At 66.2% G+C, this 14056-nt stretch carries 9 protein-coding genes and 1 tRNA gene; 7 read left to right on the forward strand and 3 right to left on the reverse strand.

Features of this window, described 5'->3' with window-relative positions; genetic code table 11:
• Positions 1-4: 4 nt before the first annotated feature.
• A complete protein-coding gene (locus CLM73_RS03860) occupies positions 5-1201 on the reverse strand; it encodes a M20 aminoacylase family protein (RefSeq protein WP_105237375.1) in 1197 nt (398 codons plus the stop codon).
• Positions 1202-1278: 77 nt separating this feature from the next.
• Between CLM73_RS03860 and CLM73_RS03865 the strand changes: the two genes are divergently transcribed.
• Positions 1279-2991: an AMP-binding protein gene (locus tag CLM73_RS03865; protein ID WP_199778250.1), complete on the forward strand. Its 1713-nt coding sequence runs from the start codon at positions 1279-1281 to the stop codon at positions 2989-2991.
• 66 nt (positions 2992-3057) lie between these two features.
• On the opposite strand, the gene CLM73_RS03870 is transcribed toward CLM73_RS03865, so the two are convergent.
• Positions 3058-3933: an inositol monophosphatase family protein gene (locus CLM73_RS03870; RefSeq protein ID WP_105237377.1), complete on the reverse strand. Its 876-nt coding sequence runs from the start codon at positions 3931-3933 to the stop codon at positions 3058-3060.
• Positions 3934-4071: 138 nt separating this feature from the next.
• On the opposite strand from CLM73_RS03870, the gene mnmD reads away from it, so the two are divergent.
• From mnmD to CLM73_RS03900, 6 genes are all read left to right on the forward strand, one after another.
• On the forward strand, positions 4072-5943 hold the full coding sequence (gene mnmD, locus CLM73_RS03875; protein ID WP_105241373.1) for a tRNA (5-methylaminomethyl-2-thiouridine)(34)-methyltransferase MnmD: 1872 nt from the start codon (positions 4072-4074) through the stop codon (positions 5941-5943).
• A gap of 268 nt (positions 5944-6211) precedes the next feature.
• On the forward strand, positions 6212-8437 hold the full coding sequence (locus tag CLM73_RS03880) for a glycoside hydrolase family 31 protein (RefSeq protein ID WP_105237378.1): 2226 nt from the start codon (positions 6212-6214) through the stop codon (positions 8435-8437).
• A 224-nt stretch (positions 8438-8661) separates the two neighbouring features.
• The gene (locus tag CLM73_RS03885) at positions 8662-9750 is read left to right on the forward strand and encodes a methionine ABC transporter ATP-binding protein (protein ID WP_105237379.1); all 1089 of its coding nucleotides are present in this window, start codon (positions 8662-8664) and stop codon (positions 9748-9750) included.
• Positions 9707-10360, forward strand: coding sequence for a methionine ABC transporter permease (locus CLM73_RS03890; protein ID WP_105237380.1), 654 nt, complete (start codon positions 9707-9709; stop codon positions 10358-10360). Before CLM73_RS03885 ends, CLM73_RS03890 begins: the two co-directional genes overlap by 44 nt.
• Positions 10361-10405: 45 nt before the next feature.
• Positions 10406-11203, forward strand: coding sequence for a MetQ/NlpA family ABC transporter substrate-binding protein (locus CLM73_RS03895; protein WP_105237381.1), 798 nt, complete (start codon positions 10406-10408; stop codon positions 11201-11203).
• Between the two features lie 168 nt (positions 11204-11371).
• Positions 11372-11447: transfer RNA gene (locus CLM73_RS03900), tRNA-Lys, on the forward strand.
• Between the two features lie 122 nt (positions 11448-11569).
• Here the strand turns inward: CLM73_RS03900 and CLM73_RS03905 are convergent.
• Positions 11570-13855 carry a putative bifunctional diguanylate cyclase/phosphodiesterase gene (locus CLM73_RS03905; protein ID WP_158685823.1) on the reverse strand — a complete coding sequence of 762 codons (2286 nt, stop codon included), beginning with the start codon at positions 13853-13855 and terminating at the stop codon, positions 11570-11572.
• Positions 13856-14056 lie beyond the last annotated feature (201 nt).

Raw genomic sequence — 14056 nt, forward strand, 5'->3', positions numbered from 1 at the left:
CCGTTCAGGCCTTGGCCAGCCGCTTGAGCGCGAGCTGCACCCAGTAGGTCCCGCCCAGCGGCAGCAGATCGTCGTTGAAGTCGTAGCTGCCGTTGTGCAGCATGCACGGGCCCAGTCCGTGGCCGCTGTCGCGGTGCTCGCCGGTGCCGTTGCCGATCCACACGTAACAGCCCGGCAGTTCCTGCAGCATGAAGGCGAAGTCTTCCGCGCCCATGGTCGGCTGCACGTTGGCGTTGACGTTGTCCTCGCCGACGATGTCGCGCAGCACGTCGGCGCAGAACGCGGCTTCGTCGGCGTGGTTGATGGTGGGCGGATAGTTGCGCTGGAACGTGAATTCGACTTCGCAGTCCATCGCCGCGCTGGTGTGGCGGGCGATCTCTTCCATACGGCGTTCGATCAGGTCCAGCACGTCCAGCGTGAACGTGCGCACCGTGCCGCGCAATTCGGCGTGGTTGGGCACGACGTTGTCGGCGCTGCCCGCATGGATCTGCGTGATGCTGAGCACGGCCGCATCCAGCGGATTGCGGTTGCGCGTGACGATGGTCTGCAGCGATTGCGCCATCTGCACCGCCGCCATGACCGGGTCGATGCCAAGGTGAGGCATGCCGGCGTGCGTGCCCTTGCCCTTGATGACGATCGAGAATTCGTTGCTGGAGGCCATGATGGGGCCTGGCGTCAGACCGAACTGGCCGGGCTTCATGCCGGGCCAGTTGTGCATGCCGAACACCGCTTCCATCGGGAATTGCGTGAAGAGGCCGTCGTCGATCATGCGCTTGGCGCCGCCGCCGCCTTCTTCGGCGGGCTGGAAGATCACATAGACCGTGCCCGCGAAATCGCGATTCGCGGCCAGGTACTGGGACGCGGCCAGCAGCATGGCGGTGTGGCCGTCGTGGCCGCAGGCGTGCATCTTGCCTTCGTTCTGGCTGGCATGCGCGAAGGTGTTGACCTCCTGCATGGGCAGCGCGTCCATGTCGGCGCGCAGGCCCACCGCGCGATCGCCGGGCTGGTTGCCGCGGATGATGCCGACGACGCCCGTGCCGCCCAATCCGCGATGAATCTCAATGCCCCATTCCTCGAGCTTGGCCGCGACCACGTCGGCGGTGCGGAACTCTTCGAAGGCCAGTTCGGGATGCGCGTGGATGTCGCGTCGGATCTTGGAAATATCCTGGTGCCAGGCAACGATGGGTTCAAGGAGTTTCATGAGCGAACTCGCGCGGAATATGGGGAACGCACAAAGGGTATCATCATTCAAAAATCAATTTAATGGAGACAAATACCATGACGCGTCCGTGGCTTGCTCAGTATCCCCAAGGCGTTCCTGCGGAGATCTCCACCGAGGATTATTCCTCGCTCACCGACTTGCTGGACCGGGCCTGCAAGCGTTACGCGCCGCGCATCGCCTGCACGGCGATGGGCAGCAACATCACCTATGCGCAGCTCGACAAGCAGGCGCGCGCGTTCGCGGCATGGCTGCAAGGCCTGAACCTCGAAAAGGGCGCGCGCGTGGCGCTGATGATGCCCAACGTGCCGGCGTATCTGGTGTGCATGCTGGGGTCGCTGCGCGCGGGCATGACCGTGGTGAACGTCAATCCCCTCTACACCGCCGAAGAACTGCAGCGCCAATTGCTGGACAGCGGCGCGTCCGTCATCGTCATCCTGGAAAACTTCGCGCATACCTTGCAGCAAGTCTCCAACCGCGGCGACCTCAAGCACATCGTCGTGACCGGCCCGGGCGATCTGCTCGGCGGCCTTAAGGCACCGCTGGTCAACCTGGCCGCACGCTATATCAAGAAGATCGTGCCCGCCTGGCACATCGATGGCGCGCACGCGCTGCCCAAGCTGCTGCACGAAGGCGCGCACCTGCCGTTCAATCCGCCGGCCATTTCGATGGACGACGTGGCGGTGCTGCAGTACACGGGCGGCACCACGGGTGTGCCCAAGGGCGCGATGCTGTCGCACCGCAATCTGGTGGCCAACGTGCTGCAGACCGAGGCGGTGGCGCAGCCAGTCGTGCATGACCTGGCGGACCAGCAGCTCACCATCATCAGCGCGCTGCCGCTGTACCACGTGTTCGCCATGACGGTCTGCGGTCTGTATGCCGTGCATGCCGGCATGCGCAACGTGCTCATCATCAATCCGCGCGACCAGCCGTCGCTGATCAATGCGTGGCGCAAGACGCCGGTGAATCTGTTCCCGGGCGTCAATACGCTGTTCAACGCGTTGGCGCACAACGAAGACTTTGCGAAGCTGGATTTTTCCGGCCTGCGGCTGACGCTGGGCGGCGGGATGGCCGTGCAGCAGCAGGTGGCCGAACGCTGGCTGAAGATCACCGGCCGGCCCCTGATCGAAGGCTACGGCCTGTCCGAAACGTCGCCGGTGGCGACGGTCAATCCCACCAATGCGACGGCGTATTCCGGGTCCATCGGGCTGCCGTTGCCGTCGACGGACGTGGCGATTCTGGACGATGCCGGCAACGAGGTGCCGCTCGGCGAACGCGGCGAAGTCGGCATCCGCGGGCCGCAGGTCATGCTGGGTTACTGGCGCAAGCCCGACGAGACGCGCGATTCGATGACGGCCGACGGCTACTTCCGTACCGGCGACATCGGCATCATGGACGAGCAGGGCTACACACGCATCGTGGACCGCAAGAAGGACATGATCGCGGTGTCCGGATTCAAGGTCTATCCGAACGAAGTGGAGGCGGCGGTTGCGCAGCATCCCGGCGTGCTGGAATGCGCGGCAATCGGCGTGCCGGACGAACACTCCGGCGAAGCGGTGAAGGTGTTCGTCGTGAAGAAGGATCCGGCGCTGACCGAAGAACAGGTGCAGCAGTGGTGCAAGGACAAGCTGACGGGCTACAAGCGCCCGCGCTTCGTGGAGTTCCGCGACGAGCTGCCCAAGAGCAACGTGGGCAAGATCCTGCGCCGCGAGCTGCGGCCTGACGCGCAGGCCGCGGCGTCGGCCAACACGTCAGCGAAAACGTCCGCGTAAAGTGCCAGAGGCCGCGCAAGGCGGCCTCTGGTTCAGGCCGCCGCTTGGCGGCCTGCAGCTTGGGTTTCAGCCCTGCTTGTCCAGATGCGGGGCGATCATTTCATGCAGCGCGCGTTCGATGGCGGGATTGCCCGCCACGACGCGCCCGCCGATCGGCCAGGGGTCCTGCTTGTGCATGTCGGTGCACACACCGCCCGCTTCGCGCAGGATCAGCGTACCCGCGGCCACGTCCCAGGGCGCCAGGCCCATTTCCCAATAGCCGTCGTAGCGGCCGCAGGCGGTCCAGGCCAGGTCCAGCGCGGCGGCGCCCATGCGGCGCACCCCGCGTGAACGGTTGATGGCGTCGTGCAGCATCGGCATGTATTGCGCGGCAAATGAGAAGTCGCGGAACGGGAAGCCGGTGGCCAGCACGGCGTCTTCGATCGTCTGCGTGCGCGAGCACGAGATCCGCCGGCCATTCAGCCACGCGCCCACGCCGTACACGCCCGTGAACAGCTCTTCGCGGCAGGGGTCGTAGACCACGCCGATGACCGGCGTGTCCACTGCCAGGGTTTCGTTGGCCGCCATCGTCGTGCCCGCGTGCGCGATCAGGGCGATGGACACGGCATAGTGCGGGATGTCGTGCAGGAAGTTGGTGGTGCCGTCGAGCGGGTCGATGTACCAGGTGGCCGCGCCTTGGGCCTTGCCGCCCGTTTCTTCGGCGACGATGCCGAACTTGGGCGTGCGCGCCTTCAGTTCCTGGATGATCGCGGCCTCCGCCTCGCGGTCCGCCTGGGAGACGAGATCGTTGCGGGCCTTGCGATCTATCACGAGATCGGCGCGGTGGTGCGCGTAGGATTGCAGGATGGCTGCGCCGGCATGGGCGGCCGTGACCGCCGCGTCGATCGCAGCGCACAGGTCGATGGGCGAAGCCAGCGATTGGGGCTGATCGTAGGTATCCATTGGCCCAGTGTAAGCCCACCCATGCGTCAAACCTGTGGCAAACGGACTAATCCATTGGGCCGCGTGGTGCGCATCCAACGCGAATCGGCGGGTGGCCCGATAATTCGCGCTTCATCGTATTTGTATCTATTGGGCTGGATGTCTGTGACTTACGTTCCGCTGGTTTCCGCGAAGGTTGACGTCGACGCCGACGGCAGGCTGGTCAGTTCCGTCCATGGCGACGTTTACCACTCGCCGTCCGGGGCGCTGGGCCAGGCCGAACACGTTTTCCTGGGCGGCAACGGGCTGCCGCAGCGCTGGCGGGGGCGCGCGTCGTTCACCGTCTGCGAGACGGGGTTCGGGCTGGGGCTGAACTTCCTGGCGCTCTGGAAAGCGTGGCGGGACGATCCGCAGCGGCCCGCGGCCCTGCACTTTGTTTCGATGGAGGCGCACCCTTTTTCGCGGGACGACCTTGCCGCACTGCTGGCGCGCCACGCGCCCGAGCCGCTGGCGGGGTTGGGGCATGCGCTGGCTGCGCAGTGGCCAGCGCTGCTGCCGGGACTGCATCGGCTGGAATTCGAGAACGGCGCCGTCACGCTGACCGTGGGCTTTGGCGATGCGCAGGTTCTGGCGCCGCGCCTGGGCGCGCGGGTGGACGCGTTTTTTCTGGACGGCTTTGCGCCCGAGCGCAATCCCGAGATGTGGGCGCCGCCGCTGTTGCGCGCCCTGGCCAGCCTGGCGGCGCCAGACGCCACGGTCGCCACCTGGGCCTGCACCGGGGAACTGCGCCGCAATCTGGCCGATGCCGGCTTCGAGGTGCGGCGGGCGCCCGGATACGGGGGCAAATGGCATATGACGGTGGGGCAGGTCCGCCAAGCCGGACGCGCCGCGCTGCCGGCGGCGGTCTCGTCGGAACGGCATGCGGTGGTCGTGGGGGCGGGGCTGGCCGGTGCGGGCATTGCCCAGGCGCTGGCGGGCCGCGGCTGGCGCGTCACCGTGCTGGATGCCGCCCGGTCGCTGGGTGCGCCGGCCCACGCCGGCCATCTGGCCGCGGCGCTCACGCCGGTGGTCGCGCGGGATGACAATGCGCGGGCGCGGCTGTCGCGGGCGGGCAGCGAACGGGCGCTGGCGCGCTGGCAGGGTCTGCCCGGCGGCGCGGCGCCCCGGGTTTGCGGCACCGTCCAGGTCGAGCGCGATGCGGGCCGGTCGGCGGCGCTGGCTGGCACCCTGGAAGCCCTGGCGTTTCCGGCGGACTGGGTGCGCCAAGTCTCGCGCGAAGAGGCCAGCGCATTGGCCGGGCTGCCCGTGGCACGCGGCGGCGTGTTCTTTTCACAGGGCATGCTGGTGCAGCCCGGACTGCTGATCGACGCGCTGCTGACCGCGTCCGGCGCGGCGGTCATCCCCGGCCGCGCCGAGCGGGTGTCGCCAGCGGGGCAGGGGTGGCGCGTGCTGGACGCGTCGGGCGCGGAGCTTGCCCGTGCCGACACCGTGATCCTGGCCAATGCCGCCGGATCGCGCGAGGTGCTGGCGGCCAGCGGCCTGCTGGACCCGCTGCCCCGCGTCGCCCAGATGCATGCGCTGGCCGGCGAGGTCACGCTGATCCCGGCGGCCGCGCTGGACGGTGGCCCGCGGTGCATCGTCGGGGGCGAGGGGTATCTGTTGCCGGACATCGGAGTGGGCTGCGTCGTTGGCAGCACCTATGTTCACGACGCCGTCGAGGCCTCGGTGGGCGCCGAAGGGCAGGGCGTCACGCTGGGCAAGGCGGCCGGGCTGCTGGATGGCCGCTTTCCGGCGTTTGACGCGCTGGTGCCGGGCAGCCTGCCCGGGTGGGCGGGGTGGCGCGCGGTCCTGCCGGGCCGCTTGCCGGCGGTCGGCGAACTGCCGCATGCCCCCGGTCTGTGGCTGGCCGCCGGGTATGCGTCGCGGGGTCTGTCGTGGTCGGCGCTGATGGGAGACCTGATTGCGGCCCGCCTGATGGGCGAACCCCTGCCGCTGGAGACCGATCTGGCCCAGCTTGTTTCACCACGATGAAAAAAATTTAATGCGGCCCGGGGGCTTTGTCCGGCTGGCGTAGAATTGTAAGAATTGCCGGAATTTGGCGCCAGTAGGCCGCAATTGACCTTTCGGGACGGCAATTCGGCGACTCGGCGGCGTCTGCGCGCCTGACGCAGGCCAAGGGCTTCATGCCCCTTTTTTGGATGAATTAGCCGTCCAAAAGAGGGATCGAGTTTATTTCAAAGCTCAAATCCGTCAAAATAGCGTCTTTTGATGGTTTTTGGCTTAAGCCGGGGGATGCTCTGTGCCGCCCAAGTTCGACTTTGCCCATACTACCCAGCTCGATAATGTCGAGCTGCTGACGTCCCGCCCCAGTCGCTTCGATTTCGACGCGGGCGATGGGTTGCACCTGGTAGTCGAGGCGCATGCGCCTGGAGTTTTTCGCCTGCGCTGCGGCGAGGCGAACCACTTCAATGATGACAAGCCCGGCGCGCGTGCGCGCGCCGTGGCCGAAATGCTGCTCGCGCGCCAGGAGGCGGTGGGCGAAGGCGCCATCGCGCCCCGCGAAGGCGGGGACGGTTGGCGAATCACACAGGGCGACGTTGCCCTGGAGATTCAGACCAGCCCCGTGCGCGTCGCCCTGTACCGCAACGAAGATCGCGTCTTCGAGTCCGAGGTTTCCGCGCATACGCCCGCATTCGGGTACAACGCGCTGGACCAGGCCGACGACGCCGTCTGGACGGCCGGCTTCACGCTGGCCGCCGACGAGCGGGTGTTCGGCCTGGGTGAAACGCCCGGGGACCTGAACCGCCGCGAGGAATCGGTAGTCTCCGACGACCCCGAGCACCGTGCGCTGCCGCTGGCATGGAGCCCGCGCGGTTGGGGCGTCTACGCCAACTCGATGCGCCGCGTGGAGCATTCGGTGGGCGTCGCGCCCGCGGATTCGGCCTATGTGCTGACCGTCGACGACGCCGTGCTGGACCTGTTCCTCTTTGCCGGCGAACCCGCCGAAATCCTGAATCAGTACACCGCGCTGACCGGCCGCGCCGGCCAGCCCGTCCTGTGGGCAATGGGCGCGTGGCTGCAGCAGGCCGCCGGCGAAATGCCGACGCAGACGGTCGCCCTGGTGGCGCGCATGCGCGAAAACCAGATTCCCGTCGATGCCGTGACGCTGGCCCAGCCGATCGCGTGGGGCTTTCAGGCGGACAAGACGGTTTTCGAGTGGGACGCCCAGCGCTTTCCCGACGCCAAGCAGATGCTGGCGCTCTTTCACAAGCACAACGTGCATGTGGCGGCCTCAGGCTTTCCGGGCGTCATCAAGACCAGTCCGCTCTTTGAAGAGCTGGAAGACCGCGGCTGGCTGCTGACCAAGGACGACGGCGCTGCCCAGGTGTTCGACGGCAATGCCGCCACGTCCGGCCAGCCCTACGGCCTGCTGGACCTGACCTACCGCGACATCTACAACCTGTGGGTCGAGCGTCACCGCCAACTGGTGGAAGACGGCCTGGACGCGCCCGCCTGCGACGCGCAGATCGCCATCCCCGATGGCGTGACCGCCCGCAACGGCGAAACCGGCGCGGCCCTGCGCACGATGTATCCGCTGCTGGTGCGCCGCGCGCTGTTCGACGCGGTGGCCGGACTGAAGGTGCCGCCCGAAGGCGTGGTGCCCAGCGCCGACCTCTTCCCGGCGGCCCAGCGCCTGCCGTGGCAGGTGGGTCCCCAGGTCGACAACACCTGGGAAGGCCTGCGCCACACGCTGCGCACGTCCCTGTCGATCGGTTCCAGCGGCGTGCCCGTTCAGGTGCACAACATCGGTTCCGCCGCGCGCGACCGTTCGGGCATGACGTCCGAGCTCTACCTGCGCTGGCTGACCGCCGGCGTGTTCTCGGCCAACTTCGCCTTCCAGGGCGTGGAAGGGCTGATGCCCTGGGATTTCGGCGACGAAACCCTGTCCCACGCCAAGACCTGGATGCAGTGGCGCTATCGGCTGGTGCCCTATGTGCTGGGCGCCATCGAGGACTCGGCCCGCACCGGCCTGCCGGTGCAGCGCTCCATGGCGCTGTCGTTCCCGAACGATCCGCACGCCCACGAATGGGACTTGCAATACCTGCTGGGTCCGGCCCTGCTGGTGGCGCCGATCACCGAGCCGGGCAATCAGGTGCGCGTCTACCTGCCCAAGGGCGAGGCCTGGTGGGATCTGAACACCGGCCATCGCTACGAAGGCGGCACCACGTGGACCATCGACTGCGAGCCGGGCCAGTTCCCGGTGTTTGGGCGCGAAGGTCACATGCTCTGTCTTGGCCCCGCCGCGCAGCATACGGGCGAGTTCAACTCGGCCCGTATCCTGGACGAGGTCTGGATGTTTGGCATGCCGGTGCATAACCCGGTCGTCATGCGCAACAAGATCCGCGTGATGCAGATGCAGGGCTCGAGCTATATCAAGGGGCTGGAAGGGCTGCGGATTTCGCCGTCCGAAGGCCTGGAAGTGAAGCGACGCGGCGCGGAAGTCCGCATCTCGCGCGCTCGCTGAACCCGGATCGGCCGCCAGTCGGCCGACTGAAAAAAAAGGGCAGTCAGGAAGGCTTTCCTTCCCGGCTGCCCTTTGTGTCTTTGCCGAATCGCCGTTGTCGAGGCAGTCGCGCATCCTTTGGGAGCGCCGTAGGGACGCTTTGGCAACTTATATTACTTGTAGTTATTAAAAATGGAAAAAACGGTCGTTCTCTTTAGAAGAGAAAAGATACAAAATCGCTTGCCATGATTCACATCGAGAACCTATCCAAGACCTACGCCACGCCGCATGGAGAATTCCAGGCGCTGCGCGGCATCAACCTGCACATCGAGCAGGGCGAGGTCTTTGGCATCATCGGTCCCAGCGGGGCCGGTAAAAGCACGCTGGTCCAGTGCATCAACCTGCTGGAACGTCCCAACCAAGGCAGCATCTCCATCGGCGGCCAGGCCCTGACGGGTCTCAATGAAGCGCAGCTGCGTGAACAGCGCCGCCGTATCGGCATGGTGTTCCAGGGCTTCAACCTGCTGTCGCGCCGCACGGTGTACGGCAACGTGGCCCTGCCGCTGGAAATCGCCGGCGTGGCCAAGGCCGAGATTCCGGCGCGCGTCGAGCGCCTTCTGGCGTTGGTGGGCCTGGAGCATCTGCGCGACCGTTACCCCAGCCAGATCAGCGGCGGCCAGAAGCAGCGCGTCGGCATCGCCCGGGCGCTTGCCAACAATCCGGACGTCCTGCTGAGCGACGAAGCCACGTCCGCGCTGGACCCGGAAACCACGCACAACATTCTGGCGCTGCTGCGCGACATCAACCGCAAGACGGGCGTGACCGTGGTCATGATCACGCACCAGATGGAAGTCGTGCGCGAGGTCTGCGACCGCGTCGCCGTGCTGTCGCAGGGCGAGGTCGTTGAAGTGGGCAGCACGCGCGAAGTGTTCGCCCAGCCGCGCCACGACGTGACGCGCAACATGGTGTCGGCCGCCACGGCGTCGGAACTGACCGACGCCACGCTGGCCGCCGTCAAGGAACGCATCCGGGCGCTCACCGCCGCCAAGCCTGGCCAGGCCGTGCGACTGCTCCGCCTGTCGCTGACGGGCACCGACGCATCCGGCGCCTTCCTGTCCGACCTGACCAAGCAGTTCGCGCTGGACGTGGGCCTGGTGCAGGCGCGCGTCGAAGACATCCAGGGCGTGGCCGTGGGCACGATGTTCGTGCTGGCCCAAGGCGCGCCCGCCGCGCTCAAGGACGGCATTGCCGCCTTGAACGCCCGTGACATTACCGTTGAAGAAATAGCTCATGAGTCCGCAACTGATCGACCTGCTTATTACGTCGCTGCTTGACACCCTGCTGATGGTGGGCGTGGCCAGCGCCATCGCGGTGGTCATCGGCATTCCGCTCGGCGTGACGCTGACGGTGACCGCGCGCGGCAACATGCTCGAAAACCAGCCCGTGAACCACGTGCTGGGCGCCATCATCAACGCAACCCGTTCCGTGCCGTTCGTGATCCTGATGGTCGCGATCATCCCGTTCACGCGGCTGGTCGCGCAGACCTCCATCGGCACCACCGCCGCGATCGTGCCCCTGTCGGTGGCCGCGATTCCGTTCATGGCCCGCATCGCGGAAAACGCCATGCGCGAGGTCGATCCGGGCCTCGTCACCGCGGCGCGCGCGATGGGCGCATCGCCCATGCAGATCATCATGAAGGTGCTGCTGCCCGAAGCCCTGCCGGGCCTCATCGCAGCCACCATCGTGACCGTTGTCAGCCTGATCGGCTACTCGGCCATGGCCGGCGCCATCGGCGGCGGCGGGCTGGGCGACCTGGCGATCCGCTACGGCTACCAGCGCTTCCAGTCGGACGTCATGGCCGCGGTCGTGATTGTGCTGATCGTATTGGTTCAGGCTATCCAGAGTTTGGGCGACCGCTTCGTGCGCCGCATGTCGCATCGCTGATCCACTTTGTTTTTTCCTACTTCCGTCATATCGGGATATCGCAACATGAGCATCAAGGTTTTGAAGTCGCTGGCCGCGTTCGCGTTGGGCGCCGCCGTTTTCGCCCAGCCCGCGCTGGCTCAGGACAAGCCCCTGAAGGTTGGCGTCACCGCCGGCCCGCACGCCCAGATCTTTGATGTGGTCAAGGCCGAAGCCGCCAAGCAGGGCCTGAACCTGCAGGTCATCGAGTTCTCGGACTACGTGCAGCCCAACGTGGCGCTCGCCGCGGGCGACCTGGACCTGAACAGCTACCAGCACCAGCCCTACCTGGACAACGCCAACGCCGACCGCGGCTACAAGCTGGTCAGCATCGCCAAGACCGTGATCTTCCCGATCGGCATCTACAGCAAGAAGATCAAGTCGCTGGCCGAACTGAAGGAAGGCGCCCGCATCGCGCTGCCGAACGACCCGACCAACGGCGGCCGCGCGCTGCTGCTGCTGCAGGCCAATGGCCTGATCAAGCTGCGTCCGGAAGCGGGCCTGAAGGCCACGCCGATCGACGTGATCGAAAACCCCAAGAAGCTGCGCTTCATTGAACTGGACGCTGCCCAGCTGCCGCGTTCGCTGGATGACACCGACGCCTCGGCCGTGAACACCAACTTCGCGCTGGAAGCCGGCCTGAACCCGACCAAGGACGCCATCGCCCAGGAATCGCCCGACTCGCCGTACGCCAACGTGCTGGTCGTGCGTGAAAAGGACAAGGACCGTCCTGAGTTCGCCAAGCTGGTCTCGATCTATCACAGCCCGGCGGTGAAGGACTTCATCCAGACCAAGTTCAAGGGCGCCGTGGTCGCTGCCTGGTAATTTGGGAGCGGATTGCGTTTTGAAGACGGCCGCCGCGAGCGGCCGTTTTTTTCGTGGGTGGTGTTGCGTGTTGCAGCGGCGCGGTGCTGCCGGACCACGTCGGCAACACGACCTGCGGTCATTTTTTGACAAGCCCTTTGAAATCCGCCATAATTTCGGGCTTCGGTCGGGTTGTTAGCTCAGTCGGTAGAGCAGCGGACTTTTAATCCGTTGGTCGCGAGTTCGAGTCTCGCACAACCCACCACCCCAATTCGCAGGTCAATGTGAACGCCGCTATTCGTAGCGGCGTTTTTGCGTTTGGGTTCCCGCTCTTGGCATGAGCGACGGCAACAGCGGACGAGACCAGGGGACAACTACAGCGGACAACTACGCCGCTGAACGCGCCTTCTGCAAGCATTTTGTAATTTCTGCTTCCGGCACCGCGCGCGAAAACAGAAACCCCTGCAGTTCATCGCAGCCCGCAGCGCGCAGGAAATCGCGCTGCGCGGGCGTCTCGACCCCTTCCGCGTTGATCGTCAGTCCCATCGAACGCCCCAACATCACCACTGCATTCACGATGGCGGTCGAATCGCTGCCTTCGCCAATATTGGCCACAAAGCTGCGGTCGATCTTGATCTTGTCGACGGCGAACCGCTGCAGATAACTCAGGCTGGAATAGCCGGTGCCAAAATCGTCCAGCGCAATCCGGAAGCCCGCGGCGCGCAGTTTGCCGATGGCTTTCTGCACCCGGCCATCGTCTTCGATGAACACGCCTTCGGTGACCTCCAGCTCGATCTGCGCGGGGTCCACCCCCGCGCGCCGCACCAGGTCGATGACGCGCTCGGCAAAATCCGGGCCGCGAAACTGCACGGGCGACAGGTTCACCGCGATGGACAGGCCCGGCCACTGCCGCGCGGCGCGGCAGGCTTCGTTCAGCACCCACTCGCCCAACGGCACGATCAGGCCCGTGGATTCGGCCACGGGCACAAAGATCTGCGGCGACACCGCGCCCTTGTCCGGGTGGTTCCATCGCACCAGCGCTTCAACGCCCACGAGCTGCTGCGTGCTGCTGTCGATCTGCGGCTGGAAATGGACCGCGAGCTGGCCGCTGCCGGCCAGCGCGCGGCGCAGGTCTTCTTCGATCACTGCCTTGGCCTTGAGGGTTTCGTCCATCTCGGGCGCGAAGAAGCTGTACTGGTTGCGACCCAGTTCCTTGGCGCGGTACAGCGCGATGTCGGCCTTGCGCAGCAGCTCGCTGCGCGTTGTTCCGTCGCGCGGGGCCATCGACGCGCCGATGCTGGCGCCCACGAAGGCGCGGCCGCCGAGCAGGTCGAAGGGCTCGCGCACCTCGGCAAGAATGCGCTGCAGCAGGTCGGCCGCGCCCGCTTCCGTGGCGTTCTGCATCAGCACGGCGAACTCGTCGCCGCCCAGCCGCGCGACGGCGTCGTCCGGCCCGAGCGTGAGCTTGACCCGCCGTGAGAACTCCTCGATGAGCGCGTCGCCCGCGGCGTGGCCCCAGGTGTCATTGACCTGCTTGAAGTGGTCCAGGTCCAGCAGCAGCACCGCACAGCACGCATCCGGCCGGCGGCGGACCAGCGCCTGGTCCACGCAGGTACTGAAATAGGCGCGGTTCGGCAGCCCGGTCAGCACGTCATGAAAGGCAAGATGCTGCGCGTGCGCTTCGCTGGCCTTCAGTTCCACATGGGCCGTGCGCAGCGCGCTCAGGTGCGCCTGCTGCTGGCGCAGCAGCCGGTAGGTGCGCAGCGCAAGCAAAGAGATCAGCAGAACGGCGCTTGCAAGCATGGCGGTGACGGCTGGCAGCATGGCGCGCCAGAGCTCGGAACCAGGCAACTCCGGCTGCCACATCAGGTAGCCCAGCAGCGTGCCATCCGATGACATGAGGGGTTCCTCGCGCTCCTGGATCCCCTCATGGCGCACGCGGTCCGGATGGTAGTGCAGTCCGCCGATCAGGTTGTCGCGCGAGAACGAGCGCAGGAAATCGCCGTCGATGAACCGGACGCTGACGAGCAGGTTGCGCGATTCGATCGTCGGCGAATCAATGTCAGGCGGGAAGCGCGCGATGCGCATGACGCTCACGACGGCGGGCCGTTGCCCGATGGTCGCCAGGTCGGTGGCATGCACGGCGGTCGCCGTGGTGCGGGCAGAAGCGTCGGTGGAGGGCGGCTGGCCGGGCAGGCGTTCGTGGTCGTTGTTGGGACGGGTGGTTTGCCCGCGCGCCAAGGCGACGAAGGGGCGAATCCCGGGTTCGTAAACGGCGTACCGCGCCGGCGCTACCAGTTCGCCGTGGACATTGCCGTAGCGCATGGCGTCGTCCGGTCCAAGGATGAACACCAGATCCTGCTCGAACAGCCGATGAAGCCACTCGCCCACGTTGTCGTCCAGCCAGGCCTGATCCGGCGCGGGCTTGATCAGCTCGTCCACCAGCAGGTCCCAGACGGCCACCCCTTCCTGCGCCTGCGCCACGTCGTCCAGGACGTTGCTGATCGCCTGGTGCAGTTCGCGGCTTTGGCGCAGGGCCGACATGTCGTCGCTTTTCTCAACGGAGAGATGCAGCGAAAACAGCATGGCGGCCAGGAAGGCGCCAAAAGCGATCAATGACAGAACGAGGACGCCGCCGGCCGAACGGGGACGCGGCGCTTCCTTTTTTTTCATGCGGTTACAGCTCCAATCAGGGCGCTGTTGCCGGTGCCGGAAAGCTGTTTCGCGCAGCAAACTGCGTTCCCGGTCTGCGTTTGCGGCAGGGGGCCGGCAAAATCCGCCACGATCCTTGGGGGAATGGTCCGGCATGAAATGTCCGTTTACATACCACGTGTAACGTCTAAAATCGGGACACTTCGCCGTCGGCCGCCTGGC

This window comes from Achromobacter spanius, assembly GCF_002966795.1.
Classification (GTDB): domain Bacteria; phylum Pseudomonadota; class Gammaproteobacteria; order Burkholderiales; family Burkholderiaceae_B; genus Achromobacter; species Achromobacter spanius_D.

Excerpts from the sequence above, each read along its gene's own strand:
- CLM73_RS03860 (WP_105237375.1), bottom strand. The coding sequence starts at position 1,201 with ATGAAACTCCTTGAACCCATCGTTGCCTGGCACCAGGATATTTCCAAG.
- CLM73_RS03870 (WP_105237377.1), bottom strand. The coding sequence starts at position 3,933 with ATGGATACCTACGATCAGCCCCAATCGCTGGCTTCGCCCATCGACCTG.
- CLM73_RS03895 (WP_105237381.1), top strand. The coding sequence starts at position 10,406 with ATGAGCATCAAGGTTTTGAAGTCGCTGGCCGCGTTCGCGTTGGGCGCC.
- mnmD (WP_105241373.1), top strand. The coding sequence starts at position 4,072 with ATGTCTGTGACTTACGTTCCGCTGGTTTCCGCGAAGGTTGACGTCGAC.
- CLM73_RS03890 (WP_105237380.1), top strand. The coding sequence starts at position 9,707 with ATGAGTCCGCAACTGATCGACCTGCTTATTACGTCGCTGCTTGACACC.
- CLM73_RS03905 (WP_158685823.1), bottom strand. The coding sequence starts at position 13,855 with ATGAAAAAAAAGGAAGCGCCGCGTCCCCGTTCGGCCGGCGGCGTCCTC.
- CLM73_RS03865 (WP_199778250.1), top strand. The coding sequence starts at position 1,279 with ATGACGCGTCCGTGGCTTGCTCAGTATCCCCAAGGCGTTCCTGCGGAG.
- CLM73_RS03885 (WP_105237379.1), top strand. The coding sequence starts at position 8,662 with ATGATTCACATCGAGAACCTATCCAAGACCTACGCCACGCCGCATGGA.